At 72.2% G+C, this 19,245-nt stretch carries 17 protein-coding genes; 12 read left to right on the forward strand and 5 right to left on the reverse strand.

Annotated features, from left to right (window positions below; all coding sequences use genetic code 11):
• Positions 1-73 precede the first annotated feature (73 nt).
• The 9 genes from panC (at position 74) to ACIP5O_RS03455 (ending at position 7,154) form a co-directional block, all read left to right on the forward strand.
• On the forward strand, positions 74-1,093 hold the full coding sequence (gene panC, locus ACIP5O_RS03415; RefSeq protein WP_401288141.1) for a pantoate--beta-alanine ligase: 1,020 nt from the start codon (positions 74-76) through the stop codon (positions 1,091-1,093).
• Positions 1,090-2,772: an L-aspartate oxidase gene (locus tag ACIP5O_RS03420; protein ID WP_401287995.1), complete on the forward strand. Its 1,683-nt coding sequence runs from the start codon at positions 1,090-1,092 to the stop codon at positions 2,770-2,772. Before panC ends, ACIP5O_RS03420 begins: the two co-directional genes overlap by 4 nt.
• A gap of 42 nt (positions 2,773-2,814) precedes the next feature.
• The gene (gene nadC / locus ACIP5O_RS03425; protein ID WP_401287997.1) at positions 2,815-3,837 is read left to right on the forward strand and encodes a carboxylating nicotinate-nucleotide diphosphorylase; all 1,023 of its coding nucleotides are present in this window, start codon (positions 2,815-2,817) and stop codon (positions 3,835-3,837) included.
• Positions 3,837-4,643 (forward strand): type III pantothenate kinase, encoded by an 807-nt coding sequence (locus tag ACIP5O_RS03430; RefSeq protein ID WP_356539043.1) that lies wholly within the window; start codon positions 3,837-3,839, stop codon positions 4,641-4,643. The genes nadC and ACIP5O_RS03430 overlap by 1 nt, the downstream gene beginning before the upstream one ends.
• Positions 4,644-4,794: 151 nt before the next feature.
• A complete protein-coding gene (locus tag ACIP5O_RS03435; RefSeq protein ID WP_401288143.1) occupies positions 4,795-5,367 on the forward strand; it encodes a hypothetical protein in 573 nt (190 codons plus the stop codon).
• A gap of 14 nt (positions 5,368-5,381) precedes the next feature.
• Positions 5,382-5,561, forward strand: a complete 180-nt coding sequence (locus tag ACIP5O_RS03440) for a hypothetical protein (RefSeq protein WP_356539041.1) — start codon at positions 5,382-5,384, stop codon at positions 5,559-5,561.
• Positions 5,562-5,699: 138 nt separating this feature from the next.
• Positions 5,700-6,131: a BlaI/MecI/CopY family transcriptional regulator gene (locus tag ACIP5O_RS03445; RefSeq protein ID WP_401288001.1), complete on the forward strand. Its 432-nt coding sequence runs from the start codon at positions 5,700-5,702 to the stop codon at positions 6,129-6,131.
• Between the two features lie 9 nt (positions 6,132-6,140).
• On the forward strand, positions 6,141-6,686 hold the full coding sequence (locus tag ACIP5O_RS03450; protein ID WP_356539037.1) for an amino-acid N-acetyltransferase: 546 nt from the start codon (positions 6,141-6,143) through the stop codon (positions 6,684-6,686).
• A 132-nt stretch (positions 6,687-6,818) separates the two neighbouring features.
• Positions 6,819-7,154 carry an Lsr2 family protein gene (locus tag ACIP5O_RS03455; protein WP_401288004.1) on the forward strand — a complete coding sequence of 112 codons (336 nt, stop codon included), beginning with the start codon at positions 6,819-6,821 and terminating at the stop codon, positions 7,152-7,154.
• Here ACIP5O_RS03455 and ACIP5O_RS03460 read toward each other — a convergent pair.
• The gene (locus ACIP5O_RS03460; protein ID WP_401288007.1) at positions 7,133-7,723 is read right to left on the reverse strand and encodes an SCO3374 family protein; all 591 of its coding nucleotides are present in this window, start codon (positions 7,721-7,723) and stop codon (positions 7,133-7,135) included. The two genes, ACIP5O_RS03455 and ACIP5O_RS03460, sit on opposite strands and share 22 nt — an antisense overlap.
• 518 nt (positions 7,724-8,241) lie before the next feature.
• Between ACIP5O_RS03460 and ACIP5O_RS03465 the strand changes: the two genes are divergently transcribed.
• Positions 8,242-10,764 (forward strand): ATP-dependent Clp protease ATP-binding subunit, encoded by a 2,523-nt coding sequence (locus ACIP5O_RS03465; protein ID WP_053646569.1) that lies wholly within the window; start codon positions 8,242-8,244, stop codon positions 10,762-10,764.
• A 71-nt stretch (positions 10,765-10,835) separates the two neighbouring features.
• Here the strand turns inward: ACIP5O_RS03465 and ACIP5O_RS03470 are convergent, their stop codons facing one another.
• Positions 10,836-13,589 (reverse strand): NACHT domain-containing protein, encoded by a 2,754-nt coding sequence (locus ACIP5O_RS03470; RefSeq protein WP_401288010.1) that lies wholly within the window; start codon positions 13,587-13,589, stop codon positions 10,836-10,838.
• Positions 13,590-14,161: 572 nt separating this feature from the next.
• On the opposite strand from ACIP5O_RS03470, the gene ACIP5O_RS03475 reads away from it, so the two are divergent.
• Entirely contained in the window at positions 14,162-14,866 is a 705-nt protein-coding gene (locus ACIP5O_RS03475; protein ID WP_401288013.1) for a M23 family metallopeptidase, read from the forward strand.
• Positions 14,867-14,889: 23 nt separating this feature from the next.
• On the opposite strand, the gene ACIP5O_RS03480 is transcribed toward ACIP5O_RS03475, so the two are convergent.
• Entirely contained in the window at positions 14,890-15,447 is a 558-nt protein-coding gene (locus ACIP5O_RS03480) for a TetR/AcrR family transcriptional regulator (protein WP_401288015.1), read from the reverse strand.
• A gap of 102 nt (positions 15,448-15,549) precedes the next feature.
• On the opposite strand from ACIP5O_RS03480, the gene ACIP5O_RS03485 reads away from it, so the two are divergent.
• On the forward strand, positions 15,550-17,127 hold the full coding sequence (locus ACIP5O_RS03485; RefSeq protein WP_401288017.1) for an MDR family MFS transporter: 1,578 nt from the start codon (positions 15,550-15,552) through the stop codon (positions 17,125-17,127).
• A gap of 90 nt (positions 17,128-17,217) precedes the next feature.
• On the opposite strand, the gene cseC is transcribed toward ACIP5O_RS03485, so the two are convergent.
• Together cseC and cseB are read right to left on the reverse strand one after the other, a co-directional pair.
• Positions 17,218-18,537 carry a two-component system sensor histidine kinase CseC gene (cseC, locus tag ACIP5O_RS03490; protein WP_356539023.1) on the reverse strand — a complete coding sequence of 440 codons (1,320 nt, stop codon included), beginning with the start codon at positions 18,535-18,537 and terminating at the stop codon, positions 17,218-17,220.
• The gene (cseB, locus tag ACIP5O_RS03495) at positions 18,534-19,235 is read right to left on the reverse strand and encodes a two-component system response regulator CseB (protein ID WP_356539022.1); all 702 of its coding nucleotides are present in this window, start codon (positions 19,233-19,235) and stop codon (positions 18,534-18,536) included. Before cseB ends, cseC begins: the two co-directional genes overlap by 4 nt.
• Positions 19,236-19,245: the final 10 nt, after the last annotated feature.

Consider the following 19,245-nt stretch of genomic DNA (forward strand, 5'->3'; position numbering starts at 1 on the left):
CGATCCGGCTTCGGCTTCCGACCGGGCCTCGGCCTCCGGCCCGGCTTCCGCCCCCGGCCGGCCCGGTCGTCACCTGCCCGCCGAGCTGGTCCCCACGGCCGGGAGCCTCCGTGACGCCGTCGTCCGTCACGGCCTGCCCGGGGGCAACGCCGTGGTCATGACCATGGGCGCCCTCCACGAGGGCCACGCGACCCTGATCCGCGCCGCACGCGCGCGCGTGGGGGAGGACGGCTTCGTCGTCGTCACCGTCTTCGTCAACCCGCTCCAGTTCGGCGCGGGCGAGGACCTCGACCGCTACCCCCGCACCCTGGACGCCGACCTGGAGCTGGCCTTCGACGAGGGCGCGAGCGTCGTCTTCGCGCCCTCCGCGGACGAGGTCTACCCGGGCGGCGAGCCGCAGGTGCGGATCACCGCGGGCCCCATGGGGGAGCGGCTCGAAGGCGCCTCCCGGCCCGGCCACTTCGACGGCATGCTGACCGTCGTCGCCAAGCTGCTCCACCTCACCGCCCCCGACCTGGCCTTCTTCGGTCAGAAGGACGCCCAGCAGCTCGCCCTGATCCGGCGCATGGTCCGCGACCTGAACTTCCCGGTCGAGATCGTCGGCGTGGAGACCGTCCGCGAGGACGACGGCCTGGCCCTCTCCAGCCGCAACCGCTACCTGTCGCCCGGGGAGCGCCGCACCGCCCTCGCGCTGTCCCGCGCGCTGTTCGCCGGCCGGGAGCGGCTCGCCGCCCAGGAGGCGCTGCGCGCGCGTGCCGCCGCCCTGCCGGGCGTCCGGGACCGGGCCGAGAACCGGGCCGAGGCGCTCTCCCGGCTCGGGGAGGCCCGGGCCGCCGCCGACGCCCACGCGGTCGCGCAGGCCGCCGAGTGCGCCGGCGCCGGAGCCGTACGGGCCGCCGCCCGCGCCGTCCTGGACGAGGCGGGCAAGGCGGAGCCGCCGCTCACCCTCGACTACCTGGCCCTCGTGGACCCGGCGGACTTCACCGAGGTCCCCGACGACCACCAGGGAGAGGCGGTCCTCGCCGTCGCCGCGCGCGTGGGGAGCACGCGGCTCATCGACAACGTCCCCCTGAACCTCGGAGCCGCCACGTGACCGGAATACGGCTGCACGCCCCCGAGCCGGGCTGGGCCATCGACGCCGACGTCGTGGTGGTCGGCTCCGGCGTCGCCGGCCTCACCGCCGCCCTGCGCTGCACCGCCGCCGGGCTCCGCACGGTCGTGGTCACCAAGGCCCGGCTCGACGACGGCTCCACCCGCTGGGCGCAGGGCGGCATCGCCGCCGCACTCGGCGAGGGCGACACCCCCGAGCAGCACCTCGACGACACCCTCGTCGCGGGCGCCGGGCTCTGCGACGAGCGGGCCGTGCGGACCCTGGTCACCGAGGGCCCCGACGCCGTCCGCCGCCTCATCGAGACCGGCGCCGACTTCGACAAGACCTCCGAGGGCGAGATCGCGCTGACCCGCGAGGGCGGCCACCACCGGCGCCGGATCGCCCACGCGGGCGGCGACGCGACCGGCGCCGAGATCTCCCGCGCCCTGGTCGAGGCGATACGCGACCGGGGCGTGCGCACGATCGAGCACGCCCTCGTCCTGGACCTCCTCACGGACGCCGAGGGGCGCACGGCCGGCGTGACCCTGCACGTCATGGGCGAGGGCCGGCACGACGGCGTCGGCGCGGTCCACGCGCCCGCGGTGGTCCTCGCCACCGGCGGCATGGGCCAGGTCTTCTCGGCCACCACCAACCCGCCGGTCTCGACCGGCGACGGCGTGGCGCTCGCGCTGCGCGCCGGGGCCGAGGTCTCCGACCTGGAGTTCGTCCAGTTCCACCCGACCGTGCTCTTCCTGGGCGCGGGCGCCGAGGGCCAGCAGCCGCTGGTCTCCGAGGCGGTACGGGGCGAGGGCGCGCACCTGGTCGACGCGGACGGGGTCCGCTTCATGCTGGGGCAGCACGAGCTGGCCGAGCTGGCGCCCCGGGACGTCGTCGCCAAGGCGATCACGCGCCGGATGCAGGAGCAGGGCGCCGAGCACATGTACCTCGACGCCCGGCACTTCGGGGCCGAGATGTGGGAGCGGCGCTTCCCGACGATCCTGGCCGCCTGCCGCGCCCACGGCATCGACCCGGTCACCGAGCCGATCCCGGTGGCCCCGGCCGCCCACTACGCCTCCGGCGGCGTCCGCGCGGACCTGCGGGGCCGGACCACCGTCCCCGGCCTGTACGCGTGCGGGGAGGTGGCCTGCACGGGCGTCCACGGCGCCAATCGGCTCGCCTCGAACTCGCTCCTGGAGGGCCTGGTCTTCGCCGAGCGGATCGTCGAGGACGTCGTGGCGGCCGCCCCGCGCGCGGCGGGCGCCCCGGTGCCGCACCCGGCCCCGGCGGTCCTGCCGCTGCCCGCGACGGACGCCCGGACCCGCATCCAGCGGATCATGACGAACGGCGCCGGGGTGCTGCGCTCGGAGGCCAGCCTCCGGGAGGCCGCCGACGCCCTCGACGCGCTGCACGAGGAGGCCGTGGCGGGCGGCACCGACGACAGCAAGGCCGCCGAGCCGGGCGTGGACTCCTGGGAGACCACCAACCTGCTGTGCGTCGCCCGGGTCCTGGTCGCCGCCGCCCGCCGCCGCGAGGAGACCCGCGGCTGCCACTGGCGCGAGGACCGCCCGGACCGCGACGACGCGCACTGGCGCCGGCACCTCGTCGTACGCCTGTCGCCGGGGCGGACGCTCGACGTCCGCACGACCGACACGTACGACTTCCCCGCCACCGTCACCGCCTGACCCTTCCTTCCCCCCACCGTCGACGCCCCCAGGGAGCAGCAAGTGAGCACGCCCGAGGAAGCCCGTCCCGAGCCCGTGGACGTCCCCCTCATCCAGATCAGCGCCCCCGGCGCGGCCGCGGAGGAGGCCGGCGGCTGCGGCGACGGCTGCGGCTGCGGCGGCGAGGAGTTCGAGTGCGGGCTCGACCCGGCGCTCGCCGGGCTGCTCGCCGACGCCGGCCTCGACCCGGTCCAGGTGGAGGACGTCGCCCACCTGGCGATCGCGGAGGACCTCGACGGCGGGGTCGACGTGACCACCGTCGCGACCGTCCCCGAGGACGCCGTCGCCACCGCCGACTTCACCGCCCGCGAGGCCGGCGTGGTGGCCGGCCTGCGGGTCGCGGAGGCGGTCCTGTCGATCGTCTGCACCGACGCGTTCGAGGTCGAGCGGCACGTCGAGGACGGCGAGCGCGTCGAGGCCGGGCAGAAGCTCCTGAGCGTCACCGCCCGCACCCGCGACCTGCTCACCGGCGAGCGCAGCGCGCTCAACATCCTGTGCCGCCTCTCCGGGATCGCCACCGCCACGCGCGCGTGGGCGGACGCCCTGGAGGGCACGAAGGCCAAGGTCCGCGACACCCGCAAGACGACGCCGGGCCTGCGCGCCCTGGAGAAGTACGCGGTCCGCTGCGGCGGCGGCGTCAACCACCGCATGTCGCTGTCCGACGCGGCCCTGGTGAAGGACAACCACGTGGTGGCGGCCGGCGGCGTCGCCGAGGCCTTCAAGGCCGTGCGCGAGCTGTTCCCGGAGGTGCCGATCGAGGTCGAGGTCGACACGATGCACCAGGTCCGCGAGGTCCTGGACGCGGGCGCCGACCTGATCCTGCTCGACAACTTCACCCCGGGCGAGACCGAGGAGGCCGTGGCGCTCGTCGCGGGCCGCGCCGTCCTGGAGTCCTCGGGCCGCCTCACCCTGGAGAACGCGGCGGCGTACGCGGCGACCGGCGTCGACTACCTGGCGGTCGGCGGCCTCACCCACTCCTCCCCGATCCTCGACATCGGCCTCGACCTGCGCGAGGTGCGGGCCTGATGCTGCTCACCATCGACGTCGGCAACACGCACACGGTCCTCGGCCTCTTCGACGGGGACGAGATCGTCGAGCACTGGCGGATCTCCACGGATCCGCGCCGGACCGCCGACGAGATGGCGGTCCTGCTCCAGGGCCTCATGGGCATGCACCCGCTGCTCGGCGTCGAGCTGAGCGACGGCATCGAGGGGATCGCGATCTGCGCGACGGTCCCCTCGGTCCTGCACGAGCTGCGCGAGGTCACCCGCCGGTACTACGGGGACGTGCCGGCGGTCCTGGTGGAGCCGGGCGTCAAGACGGGCGTCCCGATCATCACCGACAACCCGAAGGAGGTCGGCGCGGACCGCGTCATCAACGCGGTCGCGGCGGTCGAGCTGTACGGCGGCCCGGCGATCGTCGTCGACTTCGGCACGGCGACGACGTACGACGCGGTCACCGCGCGCGGGGAGTACGCGGGCGGGGCGATCGCGCCGGGCATCGAGATCTCGGTGGAGGCCCTCGGCGTGCGCGGGGCGATGCTCCGCAAGATCGAGCTGGCCCGCCCGCGGAACGTGATCGGCAAGAACACGGTCGAGGCGATGCAGTCGGGCATCATCTACGGCTACGCGGGCCAGGTCGACGGCGTGGTGGCCCGGATGAAGCGCGAGCTGGTCGGCCCGAAGGGCGACCCCGACGACGTGACGGTGATCGCGACGGGCGGCCTGGCCCCGATGGTCCTCGGCGAGTCCACGGAGATCGACGAGCACGAGCCCTGGCTGACCCTGATCGGCCTGCGCCTGGTGTACGAGCGGAACGTGTCGCGCATGTAGCCCGCGCCGCGGTCGCCTCCCCGGGCGGCCGCACGGCCGGAGGACCGCCGAACGGCTGCCCCGCGGCGCGCCGTAATGATCGCTAAGCGAAAATTGTCCGATTAGCGCGTACCGTCGGCCCATGCCCACGCCATACGGATCCCGTGGCGGCATGGTGTTCGGCGCGGACGAGCTGCGTGTGCTCCGCCGCGCCCTTGCCATCGCCCTTCACCCCGCCCCCCTTCAGGACGAGGACGTCCAGGACTGCCTGCGCCTGGCCGAATCCGTGGACGAGGCGGTACGCGAGGCCGGTCGGCTGCGCGCCTTCCTCCTCGCGGACCTGGCCCGCTACCGCGAGGCCCTGCCGGGCTCCCTCGGCGGCTACCTGGAGCTCCTCCGGGACGCGCTGGCCGCCGGGTACGACCCCGGGGCCGACGACCTCGCCGCCCTGCGGGCACTGCGCCGCAACCCCGCCGCCGCCGAGCTGCTCGCCCGCTGCCAGGGCCTCGCCGAGCGCTCCGTACGCGCGCGCCTGGCCCGGGTCGTCCAGGCCACCGCCCCCGCGGCGGACCGTGCCCCCCGGGCCCGGCTGCTCGCCCTGCCCGGCGGACGCGCGGCGGCCGACGGGCCCAGGCCGACCCCGCCCGCCCCGGCGGAGCGCCCGGTGCCCAAGCCCTCCGAGGTGTTCCCGCCGCGCCGGCGGCCCGTTCCGCCGCCCCCGCCCGAGGAGCGGGCCGCCGGATAGCTACTCTGTTCGTCATGGAATACGTATCCGCGCTCCTGCCCCCCGTCGTGATGGCCGCCTTCTTCATCGGCCTCGTCGTCACGATCGTCAAGAGCCAGGGCGGTCCGAACAAGGCCAAGGAGGACGCGATCGTCGACGCCGCGCTCGCCCGCGCCGAGGCCGCCCGCCAGGCGGACGGTTCCACCGCTTCCTGACCCCACCGGGGCCCGCGCCACCCGGGACGCACGGCCTCACGGGGCCGTGCGTCCTTTTTTGCTCGACCGCGCCCCGTTCCGCTCGGTTTTCCGCCGTCAATCGACGCTTGTGGACGCTTTGCGCACTATGGTGGCGCTGTGCCCCGTCCTTTGGGAGAGCTCGAAGACGCCGTCATGACGCGCGTGTGGCAATGGAACCGCCCGGTGACCGTCCGGGAAGTTCTGGAGGACCTCCAGCAGGAACGGTCCATCGCCTACACCACCGTCATGACCGTCATGGACAATCTCCACCAGAAGGGCTGGGTCCGCAGGGAAGTCGAAGGCCGCGCCTATCGGTATACGGCGGTCTCCACCCGCGCCGCCTACGCGGCCGCACTGATGAACGAGGCGTGGAGCCGGAGTGACAATCCCGCCGCCGCGCTCGTCGCCTTCTTCGGCATGATGTCGCCGGGCCAGCGCGAAGCCCTCGACGACGCCATTCGCATCGTCCAGAGGGACACCCCGATCTCCGCGCCCCCGCCCGCCCCGCCCGAGGAGGGCGCCGGAGGAACCGGGCCCGAGGAGCGATAGCGTCCCCCCATGTCGTCGTCCGCATCCCCGGCCGCCTCTCCGGCCCCCGCCAAAGCCGTCACCGTCCGCAGGGCCCGCACCAGTGACGTCGCGGCGGTCCGCCGACTCGTCGATCCTTTCGTCCGGCGCGGCATCCTGCTCGACAAGGCGACCGTCACCCTTTACGAGTCCATCCAGGAGTTCTGGGTCGCGGAACGCGACGAGGACGCCGTCGTCGTCGGCTGCGGCGCACTCCACGTGATGTGGGAAGACCTCGCCGAAGTGCGCACTCTCGCCGTCGATCCCGAGTTCAGGGGAGCCGGCGTCGGACATCAGGTGCTCGACAAGTTGTTGCACACCGCCCGATGGCTCGGGGTGCGGCGGGTATTCTGCCTGACCTTCGAAGTCGACTTCTTCACGAAGCACGGCTTCGTCGAGATCGGCGAGACCCCGGTCGACGGAGATGTCTACAGCGAGCTCCTGCGTTCCTATGACGAGGGAGTCGCGGAGTTCCTCGGTCTCGAACGAGTGAAGCCGAACACCTTGGGCAACAGCCGGATGCTTCTGCACCTCTGACCCGGAACCCTATGTCCGAAACGCGCACGTTTCCCGCACCGTCGGGGATCTGAACCTCTCCCAGGGGTTTGTGTTTTTCCGGGAAAAGCGGTTTCCTTTCCGCGTACTGCATTTTCGATGAAAGGAAATCCGGTGGCACAGAAGGTTCAGGTCCTTCTTGTCGACGACCTCGACGGCGTCGAGGCGGACGAGACCGTGACGTTCGCGCTGGACGGCAAGACCTACGAGATCGACCTCACCACCGCCAACGCGGAAAAGCTCCGCGGTCTGCTCGAGCCGTACACCAAGAGCGGCCGGCGGACGGGTGGCCGCGCCACCGCACCCCGCGGCAAGGGCCGGGCCGCCGCGGGCGGCAGCGCCGACACCGCGAAGATCCGCGCGTGGGCCAAGGAGAACGGTCACGAGGTGAACGACCGCGGCCGCGTCCCGGCGAAGGTCAAGGCCGCCTACGAGGACGCGAACCGCTGAGGCGACAGCTGCTGAGCCGCCGGCCCGCGGGCCCGCGCACTCAGCAGCCGCACCCGGTGGCACTCGACGGCGGCGGCGGCCACGAGCCGCACCAGGCAGGGGGCGCCCCCTCCGCCCCACGGCGCGGCCCGCACGGCCGGGAGCGAGGGCTCGACCTCACGGCCCGGCACGGGGGCCCGCAGCCACACCGCGGCGTCCGGCGCGCCGGAGCCGTCCCGCCCCGGGGGAGGGGGCGCGGCCATCCGGCCGCCGGTGCCGAGGGCCGCGAGGTCCAGGGCGATCCCGCCCCACTCCAGCCAGTCGAGCAGCCCCGGCAGCTCCTCCGCGCTCCCCGCGGCCACCAGGAGCCGCATCCGGGACCCGGCCAGGGCCACCGGCCCGGTCGCCGTGCCCACCCGGCGCAGGACGCCGCGGCCGGCCGCGGCGGGCAGCTCCAGGACGTCGAAGCGCCGCCCGGTGAGCAGCGCCACCGGCGGACCCGCCGCCGTCGCCCAGCCGAGCCGGTCCTCGTACCACCGCGCCGGATCGTCGTCGAGCGGCGCGCGGGGGGACGGAACGGTGAGGGCCATGCCCGGGGAACTCCCGCGAGGGCGACTTGGTTACGCGCCGGGCGCCGTTCCGGAGCCCTTTCGGAGCCTTCCCGAGGCATTCCCGAGGCGCTCCGCCGTGACGCACGGTCCCCCGCCGGACGCGCAAGGTGTCCGGGATGGGGGGTACGAGTGCATTCGCGCGCGCAAGGGTGTTCGCTGGTAGCGGAGGGAACCGGGGTGCGCGGCATGGAGTGTCGGTGCTTACGGGTAAGACATTCCTAGTGGAGAGGGGTGACCCCGCGGGCTTCGGCGTCTCACGTTCGCCATCGGCGTACTGCGGGCGCGGGTAACTACTTGGCCTGCGGGAACATCGTCTCGCACCATCGGGTTGGAGCATTTGTCGGCTGTTCGGCAGCAGGTCTCCCCACGGACAAGGGGGTGATCCGGACGGATGTCGGCAGTTGGAATGAGCGGTCCCCGCTTGCGGGACTAAGCTGCGGAAGGACAGGGAGGGGATCGACCCCTAACTGACTGACCGCTCTGAGGAGCGATTAACGATGTTCGAGAGGTTCACCGACCGCGCGCGGCGGGTTGTCGTCCTGGCTCAGGAAGAAGCCCGGATGCTCAACCACAACTACATCGGCACCGAGCACATCCTTCTGGGCCTTATCCACGAGGGTGAGGGTGTCGCCGCTAAGGCCCTGGAGAGCCTCGGGATTTCGCTCGAGGCGGTCCGCCAGCAGGTGGAGGAGATCATCGGCCAGGGCCAGCAGGCCCCGTCCGGGCACATCCCCTTCACCCCTCGTGCCAAGAAGGTCCTGGAGCTGTCGCTCCGGGAGGCCCTCCAGCTCGGCCACAACTACATCGGCACCGAGCACATCCTGCTCGGCCTGATCCGCGAGGGCGAGGGCGTCGCCGCCCAGGTCCTCGTGAAGCTGGGCGCCGATCTCAACCGGGTCCGGCAGCAGGTCATCCAGCTGCTCTCCGGCTACCAGGGCAAGGAAGCCGCCACGGCCGGCGGTCCTGCCGAGGGCACCCCCTCGACGTCCCTGGTCCTCGACCAGTTCGGCCGCAACCTCACCCAGGCGGCCCGCGAATCCAAGCTCGACCCGGTCATCGGGCGCGAGAAGGAGATCGAGCGGGTCATGCAGGTGCTGTCCCGCCGCACCAAGAACAACCCGGTGCTCATCGGCGAGCCCGGCGTCGGCAAGACCGCCGTCGTCGAGGGCCTGGCCCAGGCCATCGTCAAGGGCGAGGTGCCCGAGACCCTCAAGGACAAGCACCTCTACACCCTGGACCTCGGCGCCCTGGTCGCCGGCTCCCGCTACCGCGGTGACTTCGAGGAGCGCCTGAAGAAGGTCCTCAAGGAGATCCGCACCCGCGGCGACATCATCCTGTTCATCGACGAGCTCCACACCCTCGTGGGTGCGGGCGCCGCCGAGGGCGCGATCGACGCCGCCAGCATCCTCAAGCCGATGCTGGCCCGCGGTGAGCTCCAGACCATCGGCGCCACCACGCTCGACGAGTACCGGAAGTACCTGGAGAAGGACGCGGCCCTGGAGCGCCGTTTCCAGCCCATCCAGGTCGCCGAGCCGTCGCTGCCGCACACCATCGAGATCCTCAAGGGTCTGCGCGACCGGTACGAGGCCCACCACCGGGTCTCCATCACCGACGAGGCCCTCGTCCAGGCCGCGACCCTGGCCGACCGGTACATCTCGGACCGCTTCCTGCCGGACAAGGCGATCGACCTGATCGACGAGGCCGGTTCCCGGATGCGCATCCGCCGGATGACCGCGCCGCCGGACCTCCGCGAGTTCGACGAGAAGATCGCCGGCGTCCGCCGCGACAAGGAGTCCGCGATCGACTCGCAGGACTTCGAGAAGGCCGCGTCCCTGCGCGACAAGGAGAAGCAGCTCCTCGCCGCGAAGGCCAAGCGCGAGAAGGAGTGGAAGGCCGGCGACATGGACGTCGTCGCCGAGGTCGACGGCGAGCTGATCGCCGAGGTCCTCGCGACCGCCACCGGCATTCCGGTCTTCAAGCTGACCGAGGAGGAGTCCTCGCGTCTGCTGCGCATGGAGGACGAGCTCCACAAGCGCGTCATCGGCCAGAAGGACGCCGTCATCGGTCTTTCGCGGGCGATCCGCCGTACGCGGGCCGGTCTGAAGGACCCGAAGCGCCCCGGTGGCTCGTTCATCTTCGCCGGCCCGTCCGGTGTCGGTAAGACCGAGCTGTCGAAGGCCCTCGCCGAATTCCTCTTCGGCGACGAGGACGCGATGATCTCCCTCGACATGTCGGAGTTCAGCGAGAAGCACACGGTTTCCCGCCTCTTCGGTTCGCCGCCCGGATACGTCGGCTACGAAGAGGGCGGCCAGCTCACCGAGAAGGTGCGCCGCAAGCCGTTCTCCGTCGTCCTCTTCGACGAGGTCGAGAAGGCCCACCCCGATATCTTCAATTCCCTTCTCCAGATCCTGGAGGACGGTCGCCTGACCGACTCCCAGGGCCGGGTCGTGGACTTCAAGAACACGGTCATCATCATGACGACCAACCTCGGGACCAGGGACATCTCGAAGGGCTTCAACCTGGGCTTCGCGGCCCAGGGCGACACGAAGTCCAACTACGAGCGGATGAAGGCGAAGGTCAGCGACGAGCTGAAGCAGCACTTCCGCCCGGAGTTCCTCAACCGCGTGGACGACATCATCGTCTTCCCGCAGCTGACCCAGGACGACATCCTCCAGATCGTCGACCTGATGGTCGGCCGCGTCGACGAGCGCCTGAAGGACCGGGACATGGGCATCGAGCTCTCCCAGTCCGCGAAGGAGCTGCTCGCCAAGAAGGGTTACGACCCGGTGATGGGCGCCCGGCCGCTGCGCCGGACGATCCAGCGCGAGATCGAGGACACGCTCTCGGAGAAGATCCTCTTCGGCGAGCTGCGCCCCGGTCACATCGTGGTCGTGGACACGGAGGGCGAGGGCGAGGAGCGCAAGTTCACCTTCCGCGGCGAGGAGAAGTCGGCCCTGCCGGACGCCCCGCCGGTCGAGGCGGCGGGCGGCCCGGGCCCGAACCTCTCGAAGGACGCGTGACGCTGCGCTGAGCCTGTAGCGCGTACGAAGGGGCGGCCCCGGAACCTGATGGTTCCGGGGCCGCTCCCTTTTCACCATCCTGGTAGAGGTGGCCAGCTGCCCTGGATGCTGTAGATGTTGACGGTGTGCAGCTCCCGGAAGGGTTCCAGCACGGAGTGGTCGTACGAGGAGGGCAGGTCGTCGCCGTAGAGGTGGAGTTCCCGGAGACCGGGAAAGGCGCGGGCGAGCGACTCGAAGGGCGGTTGATCGGACTCGACTCGTAGGTACACGTCCGTCACGTCCGGCAGTTCGAAGTCGGCGACGTGTTCGAGCACTGCCGCTCCGCTGTTGCGGAGGTCGAGGCGTCGGACGTGAGGAAGGAGCGGACGCAACAGCCGCAAACCGTGCTCCGTGACGCCGTAGCGGATGTCCAGGCATTCGGGCCGGAGCCCGAGCGCGGCCAGGACGCCGACCTGCTCGTCGTTCGTCACGGTGTGGAACAGCTGATCCGGGGCCAGCCGTGCGACGACCTCCTCGGCGTACCGCTCCATGTCGAACCGGGGCCACGCCCAGACGAGCTGTGAGCGGACCGCCAGAGATGGGTGCCGTACGAAGCGGGCGAGGTAGGGGAGGGCCGCGTCGGCCATGACGTGGGTCGCGGTGATCACCGAGGTGTAGGCCTCCTCGTCGGTCAGCTCCTCCGGCGCACCCAGCAGTTCGAGAACCAGCGGGCCGACCGCCGCGAGTTCCCGGGCCTCCTCGGGTGTGCGGGGCGGGATCACCTCCGACGTCCGCCGCACCACCTCTTCCCGGACCGCCGGAGGCAACTCCGTCGCGTGGTCCAGAGCCGTCGCCGCCAGCAGCGTCAGCCGCAGCCGCGTCCGGCGGTTCTCCGTCGCGTCCGCCGCCTTCAGCAGCTCTCCCAGGATCTCCGCGCACTCGCGCGGCCTCGCGTGGCCCACCGCCATGCGGATCACGTCCTCCCACTGGTCGTCGGTGGCGTGGCGGACGAGGACGCCGATGTCCCAGTGGTCCACGAGGGCCTTCGCGGCCAGGTAGTCCTGGAAGGTGCGGTGGACGAACTCGACCGTGTCGGCCGTGGGCTCGCGCAGGAGGCCGCTGCGGTGGAGGAGGTGGGTGAAGACCTTCTCCGGCGGGTGCGCCGAGGCCTCCAGGACCGCCGGGACGGCCCCGGTCACGATCGACGAGGCGCGGTCGCGGTCCATCTGCGTGCGCCCGTTCAGCGTCAGCCAGTACGCCAGGCGCTGGATCAGCTGGATCTGCGGGGCCTCGTCCAGGGCGAGGCCGGTCGGGGCGCCCATGTCCCGCTCGCGGTCCCGCCGGGACAGGAGCATGGACAGGGCCGCCTCGTACAGCGCCTTGCGGCCCCGGGGCAGGAAGCCGCGCCGGTCGCGGTGGAGGGCGCAGATCAGACCGCACATCAGGGGGTTGGTGGCGAGCTGGGCCACGTGCTCGGCGGTGCGCAGGGAGTCCAGGAGCGGCTGCTCGTACACCGCCGCGTCCGGCCCGGCGGCCCGGTGCCAGCGGCGTACGAAGGTGGTGACCTCCGCGCGGGCCATGGGCGCGAGGGTCAGTTCGGTGAAGCCGTCCGGGGCCAGCCAGTCGTCCCGTACGGCGGTGGGGCGCGAGGTGACGAGCCAGCGGTTGCCCTCGTACGCGCCGAGCAGGTCGCGCAGCCAGTCCCGGGCCCGGCCGCGCTCGGCCTCGGGGATCTCGTCGATGCCGTCGACCAGGACCAGGCCCCGGCCGGCCGCGAGGACCCGGTCGGCCCAGCCGTCGGGCGGGGTGAGCGGGCAGCCGGCGGCGGGCAGGAAGCGGTCGGGGGAGGGGAGCCGCTCGCCGTGGCGGGTGAGGGCGCGCAGGGGCAGGACGAAGGGGATGCGGCCCCGGAGGTACGCCATGTCCTCGGGCCGCCCCCCGGCCTCCGCCGGGCCCTCCGGCCGGTCCCGCCCCCCGGTCTCCGCCGCCGAGACCGCCAGCCACTGGATGAGCGTGGTCTTGCCCGAGCCCGCGAGGCCGCGAAGGAGGACCCTCTCGTGGCGGGCGAGGGCGAGGTCGGCGCGGACGGAGGGCTGTTCCCGCTGGCGTCCGGAGGTCTCGGGCGGGCCCTCCCCGCCCGTCGCCTCCAGGGACAGGTACGCCATGTCCAGCGGCCACTCGTCCGGCGAGTGGTGCAGGTCGACGCCGTAGATGGTCAGGCGGCCGTGCTTCTTCGCCAGGTGGGCCAGGTAGCGCCGCTCGAACTCCGCGTCCCGGGTCTCCGCCCGTGGGGTCCGGCGGATCAGCTCGTCCGTCTTCGCGAGGAGCTCGGCCTGGGCGCGGGTCTGTTCCACCAGGCTGCGGGCGACGAAGGTGGAGCGCCTGGTGAAGAACTCCAGGATGTGGAGGCAGGCCCACTCGGTCAGGGTCTCCAGGTAGAGGACCGAGTCGGTGGAGAGGCCGTCGGGGGCCGGGGCGGCGGCCCGCAGCCGGCGGGCGAGGTCGCGGTGGCCGAGGCGGACGGCCTGGACGTCGTCCATGTCGAGGTCGCCGAGGGCCAGCAGGTGCGCGGCCAGCGCGTCGGTGACGGCCCCGGTCTCGTCGGCGGGGAACGGCGGCTCCCCGTCCCCCCGCCGGGAGCGCTCGACCAGGGTGGCCGCCAGCCCGCGGACGTCCTTCTCGGTGAGGGCGCGCTTCTCGCCCCGGAAGGAGACGAGGCCGGAGAGCCGGACCTCGGCGTCCTTGGGGACGAGTCCCGCCCCGGGGCCCTCGGCCACCAGGAGCTTCTTCAGGAGCGGTCCGATCGCGGCCGAGGCGAGGCGTGTGCCGATGAGTGCCGGTTCCATGGTGACCCCCTGTGTGTCCGCGGAGCGGTCAGCGTAGTGGGGGAGGGGTCGGGGAGGGGTCCGGGGGTGTGACCCGGGCCGCTTTCCCGGGCCTTTCCGTGCGTCCGGAACCCCTTTCAGTGGCCCCCGTCACGTGACCCGGGTCGCATGCGGAATGCCTTTCCGAGTGACCCAGGTCCCATCCGGAACGGCCCCCGGGTGACAAGGCGCACAGGCGTTTCGAGGGGTACTAACCGCAATAGTGGCGAACATTGCCGTTTATTTCGGACGTACGGGTGCGAAGCGGGGGGCCGGAGGATCCGTCGGGCTCCGGGCCGGGCCCGGACCGGCCTCCTGGGCGGTTCGGGGCCCCGAGAGGTGCGGTTAAACCGGTTTCCTTGGGTCGATATGTCCGATTTCGAAGCCCCCGTTCCAGGTCGTCAAGACCTGAACTTCCTCCGTGATCGCTACGACGTCATGTCGTAGATGGGGTGTTTTGGGCTGGATGGGGGTCCGGGTTACCAAGGATGAGCAAGCCCGACGCCGCACCGAAAGCGCGTCGGGTCCCGTACTCCCCGGAGGTTGTCCCCCGTATGTCGAAGCGCGTTATGAACCCCGCCACCCGTGCCGCCGCCGTCGCTCTCGCCACTGCCGGCCTGGGGGCGTCGCTGGTGGCCGGAGCAGGGTCCGCCTTCGCCGCCGAGGGCAAGGCCGTCGTCCCGACCGCCGCGACCGCGTCCGCCGCCGTCGCCGCCCAGGCCGAGACCCAGGCGCACCTCGCCGCCCAGGTGAAGGCCGCCGCCGCGAAGACCGTCACCGTCAAGGCGACCGCCGTGAAGGCGACCGCCACCAAGAAGGCCGTCACCGCCAAGAAGGCCCCGGCCTGGGTGAAGCCGGTCGCCGCCTACACCCTCAGCGCCAGCTTCAACCAGGGCGGCGCCATGTGGGCCCACAAGCACTCCGGCCAGGACTTCGCCGTCCCGGTCGGCACCCCGGTCAAGGCCGCCGCCACCGGCACCGTCGTGAAGGCCGGCCCGTACGGCGGCGGCGACGGCCCCGCGTACGGCAACGCCATCGTGGTCAAGCACGGCAACGGCACGTACTCGCAGTACGCCCACCTGTCGAAGATCCAGGTCAAGATCGGCCAGAAGGTCGGCGCCGGCCAGAAGATCGCCCTCTCGGGCAACACCGGCAACTCCTCCGGCCCCCACCTGCACTTCGAGATCCGCACCACCCCGAACTACGGCTCCGCCGTCAACCCGGCCGCCTTCCTGCGCGCCCACGGCGTCGGCATCTGATCCGCCGATCCCTGCAGGGGGACCTATGAGGCCCGGTGGGCCTCGTCGATGAGATCGAGGGCGACCTCGAGGACGGCTTCGTGCTTCTCCTCGGGGTCGCCCTCGACGTTCTGCATGAAGAACGTGCCCGCGTGGAGCGTGAAGACCGCGCTGATGCAGCGGACCTTCTCCTTGACGGGGAAGTCGTCGTCGTACAGCAGGCCGGTCAGCGACATCATGCGCTCCTTGAAGGTGAGCCCGACGCTCAGCTCGCGCACGGCGGCCTGGTTCTCCTGCATGAAGCGGAAGAGCGGCGCCGCCGCGAGCAGCGCCACCTGGTAGCGGCGCACGATCTCCCGCTTGGTCCCGATCGTGCGGGGCTGCTCCCGGGCCCAGTCGATCAGCTCGTCCATCGGCCTGGTCAGGTCCTGGAAGATCCCGATCAGGATGTCTTCCTTGGTCTTGAAGTGGTAGTAGAGCGCCGCCTTGGTGACGTCGAGGCGTTCCGCGATCTCGCGCAGGGAGGTCTTCTCGTAGCCCTGCTCCGCGAAGAGTTCGAGGGCCACGTCCTGGATGCGCTGACGGGTGTTGCCTCGGGCCATGGGGTGCCCTCCACTTTCCAAAGAACTTACTTGACGACCGGCTAGTTACAGATCTACCGTACCCAGTGTAGTAACTAGCCGGGCGGCAAGTAAGGGAATGACATGGCGACGCAACAGACCGTTCAAACACCAGAGGGAGAGGCCCCGCCGGCGCGCAGCGTCCGTGTCGTCCTGCTCGCCCTCATGATCGCGATGCTCCTCGCGATGCTGGACAACATGATCATCGGCACCGCGATGCCGACGATCGTCGGCGAACTCGGCGGCCTGGAGCACCTCTCCTGGGTCGTCACCGCCTACACCCTGGCCACCGCCGCCTCCACCCCCCTCTGGGGCAAGTTCGGCGACATGTTCGGCCGCAAGGGCGTCTTCCTCACCTCGATCGTGATCTTCCTGATCGGCTCGGCGCTCAGCGGCATGGCCCAGGACATGGGCCAGCTCATCGGCTTCCGCGCGATCCAGGGCCTCGGCGCCGGCGGCCTCATGGTCGGCGTGATGGCGATCATCGGCGACCTCATCCCGCCCCGCGAGCGCGGCAAGTACCAGGGCATGATGGCCGGCGTGATGGCCCTCGCCATGATCGGCGGCCCCCTCGTCGGCGGCACCATCACCGACCACTGGGGCTGGCGCTGGTCCTTCTACATCAACCTGCCGCTCGGCGTCGTCGCCCTCGCCATGGTCACCACCGTCCTGCACCTGCCGAAGAAGCCGCGGAGCACGGACACCCGGATCGACTTCCTCGGCGCCGCGCTGCTGACCGTCGGCATCACCGCGATCGTCCTGGTCACCACCTGGGGCGGCACCGAGTACGCCTGGGGCTCGCTCACCATCGTCGGCCTCGCGGTCGGCGGCGTCGCCGCGCTCCTCGCCTTCCTGTGGGCGGAGACCCGGGCGAGCGACCCGATCGTGCCGCTGCACATCTTCCGCAGCCGCAACTTCACCCTGATGTCCCTGATCGGCTTCGTCGCCGGCTTCGTGATGTTCGGCGCGGTCCTCTACCTGCCGCTCTTCCAGCAGTCCGTCCAGGGCGCCTCCGCGACCAACTCCGGACTGCTGCTCCTGCCGATGCTGCTCTCGATGATGGTCGTCTCGCTGGTCGCCGGCCGCGTCACCACCAGCACCGGGAAGTACAAGGTCTTCCCCATCGCGGGCGGGGCCCTCATGACGGCCGGCCTCTTCCTGCTCTCCACCATGGACACCGGCACCTCGCGCCTGGTCTCCGGGGTCTGGATGGCCGTCCTCGGCGCCGGCATGGGCTTCCTCATGCAGATCACCATGCTGGTCGCCCAGAACAGCGTGGAGATGAAGGACATGGGCGTCGCCTCCTCCTCCACCACCCTCTTCCGGACGCTCGGCTCCTCCTTCGGCGTCGCGATCATGGGCGCGCTCTTCACCAGCCGCGTCCAGGACGAGATGGCCGCCCGGGGCGGCTCGGAGCTGACGGCGCGGACCGCCCAGCTCGACGCGGCCAGCCTCGCCAAGCTCCCGGCGCAGCTCCGCGAGGCCTACCAGCACGCGGTGGCCTCCGGCACCCACGGCGCCTTCCTGCTCGCCGCGGCGGTCGCCGTCCTCGCCTTCGTCCTCGCCTTCTTCGTCAAGGAGGTGGCGCTCCGGGGCGCCGGACCGGACGCCGCGAAGGAGCCCGCCGACGGCGGTACGGCGAAGGTGTCCGAGAAGGTCTGAGACACCCGAGTACGGCGGTGGGGCCGGGTCCCGGAAAAGGGGCCCGGCCCCGCTGTCGCACCGGCGGCCCCACCGCCGTACCGGACGCCCCTACTGCTCCGGCAGCCGCAGGATCGGGAAGCTGCCCGTGGTCGTCGGCGCGTGGTCCGGGAGCCACAGGACCGCGATGGCCCCGCCCACCCCGTTCGGCGCCCCCTCGGAGGCCACGTTCCGGAAGGTCAGCCGGGCGCCGAGGACCCGGGCCTGGCCCGACGCGATCGTCAGGCCCAGGCCGTGGCCCTGGCCCGCGCGGTCGCTCGACCCCGTACGGAAGCGGCTCGGGCCCTCCCTGAGGAGGGACTCCGGGAAGCCCGGACCGTGGTCGCGGACGCGCACCACCCGGCCCTCGACCGTCACCTCCACCGGCGGCTTCCCGTGCTTGGCCGCGTTGGCGAGGAGGTTGCCCAGGACGCGTTCGAGCCGGCGCGGGTCGGTGTTCACCCAGGAGTCGTGGACGACCCGGACGACGACCTCGGGGTCCAGGGTCCGCACCCGCCGCTCCACGAACTCCCCGAGCGCGATCTCCTGGAGCTCGGCCCGCTCCGACGCGCTGTCGAGCCGGGCCACCTCCAGGACGTCCTCGACCAGCGTCCGCATCGCCTGCGCCCGGTCCCGCACCAGCTCCGTCGGACGCCCCGGCGGCAGCAGCTCGGCCGCCGTGAGCAGCCCCGTGACGGGGGTGCGCAGCTCGTGCGCGATGTCCGCGGTGACCCGCCGCTCGGCCTCGATCCGCTCGTTCAGGGCGTCGGTCAGGGCGTCGACCGCCCACGCCAGGTCGTCGGTCTCGTCCCGCACGACCCCGCCGACCGCCTCCCGCACCCGCACGTCCGTGTTGCCCTGGGCGACCCGGCCGGCCGCCACGGCCGCCTTCCGCAACCGCCGCGAGAGCCGGCCGCCGATGAGCACGCCGAGCGCGCACCCGCCGAAGACCACCGAGACCGAGCCGATGACGAGCGCCCGGTCCAGATCGCCCATGATCTTCGCGCTGCGGTCGGCGAAGGGGATGTGCAGCGACAGGACGTCGCCGTTGGCGAGCGGCACGGCCGCCCACACGTCGGGCGGCCCGCCGTGCCGGTGCTCCTGCACGTACGTCCCGCGCCGGTTGTCCCGCATCAGCCGGTCGAGCTCCCGCGGCAGCGCCGGATCGTTGATCTTGGTGCCGAAGCGGGGCTCCTTCGGCTTCGACGTCTCGTACAGCCGCTGCGCGAAGAGCAGCCGCTCCATCTGGACCTCGCGCGCGTTGTCGAGCATCGAGATCCGGGCGGCGTTGTGCACGACCACGCTCAGGGTGACCGCGATGAGGGCGCCGACCGCCGCGATGGCGACGGCGATCTTCCAGCGGACCCCGGTGCGCAGGGGGAACGGCCTCACCCGCCCTGACCCCGGAGCTTGTAGCCGAAGCCGCGGACCGTCTCGATCCTGTCCTGCCCGATCTTGGCCCGCAGCCGCTGCACGTGCACGTCCACGACCCGGGTGTCGCCGCCCCAGCCGTAGTCCCAGACCCGCTCCAGGAGCTTGTCCCGGGACAGCACGGTGCCGGGCGCCGACGAGAACTCCAGGAGCAGCCGCATCTCGGTCGGGGTCAGCGCCACCGGCGCCCCGCCCCTCCTGACCTCCATGCCCTCGGTGTCGACCTCCAGGTCGCCGAAGACGAGCAGCCCGCCGTCCCCCGGCCCCTCGGCGGCCTCGCCGCCGCCGGCGTGCCCGAAGCGGCGCAGCACGGCCCGGATGCGGGCCATCAGGACCGAGCCGTCGAAGGGCTTGGTGACGTAGTCGTCCGCCCCGGCCTCCAGGCCGAGGACGACGTCGATGGAGTCGGCGCGCGCCGACAGCATGATCACCGGGACCGTCGACTCGTCGCGGATCCGGCGGCAGAGGCTGACGCCGTCCATGCCCGGCAGCATCACGTCGAGCAGGGCGATGTCCGGCCGCCGCGCCCGGAAGGAGTCCAGGCCGGAGAGGCCGTCGGGCATGGCCGTGACCCGGAAGCCGTCCCGCTCCAGGGCGAGCTGGGTGGCCTCACGGATGACGTCGTCGTCCTCGACGAACAGGACATGGGTTTCGGCCATCGTGGGGGTT

It is taken from the genome of Streptomyces sp. NPDC088915 (genome assembly GCF_044749825.1).
Lineage (GTDB): Bacteria > Actinomycetota > Actinomycetes > Streptomycetales > Streptomycetaceae > Streptomyces.

Excerpts from the sequence above, each read along its gene's own strand:
- ACIP5O_RS03450 (WP_356539037.1), top strand. The coding sequence starts at position 6,141 with ATGTCGTCGTCCGCATCCCCGGCCGCCTCTCCGGCCCCCGCCAAAGCC.
- ACIP5O_RS03465 (WP_053646569.1), top strand. The coding sequence starts at position 8,242 with ATGTTCGAGAGGTTCACCGACCGCGCGCGGCGGGTTGTCGTCCTGGCT.
- ACIP5O_RS03475 (WP_401288013.1), top strand. The coding sequence starts at position 14,162 with ATGTCGAAGCGCGTTATGAACCCCGCCACCCGTGCCGCCGCCGTCGCT.
- ACIP5O_RS03460 (WP_401288007.1), bottom strand. The coding sequence starts at position 7,723 with ATGGCCCTCACCGTTCCGTCCCCCCGCGCGCCGCTCGACGACGATCCG.
- ACIP5O_RS03480 (WP_401288015.1), bottom strand. The coding sequence starts at position 15,447 with ATGGCCCGAGGCAACACCCGTCAGCGCATCCAGGACGTGGCCCTCGAA.
- ACIP5O_RS03485 (WP_401288017.1), top strand. The coding sequence starts at position 15,550 with ATGGCGACGCAACAGACCGTTCAAACACCAGAGGGAGAGGCCCCGCCG.
- ACIP5O_RS03435 (WP_401288143.1), top strand. The coding sequence starts at position 4,795 with ATGGTGTTCGGCGCGGACGAGCTGCGTGTGCTCCGCCGCGCCCTTGCC.
- ACIP5O_RS03430 (WP_356539043.1), top strand. The coding sequence starts at position 3,837 with ATGCTGCTCACCATCGACGTCGGCAACACGCACACGGTCCTCGGCCTC.
- ACIP5O_RS03440 (WP_356539041.1), top strand. The coding sequence starts at position 5,382 with ATGGAATACGTATCCGCGCTCCTGCCCCCCGTCGTGATGGCCGCCTTC.
- ACIP5O_RS03470 (WP_401288010.1), bottom strand. The coding sequence starts at position 13,589 with ATGGAACCGGCACTCATCGGCACACGCCTCGCCTCGGCCGCGATCGGA.
- cseB (WP_356539022.1), bottom strand. The coding sequence starts at position 19,235 with ATGGCCGAAACCCATGTCCTGTTCGTCGAGGACGACGACGTCATCCGT.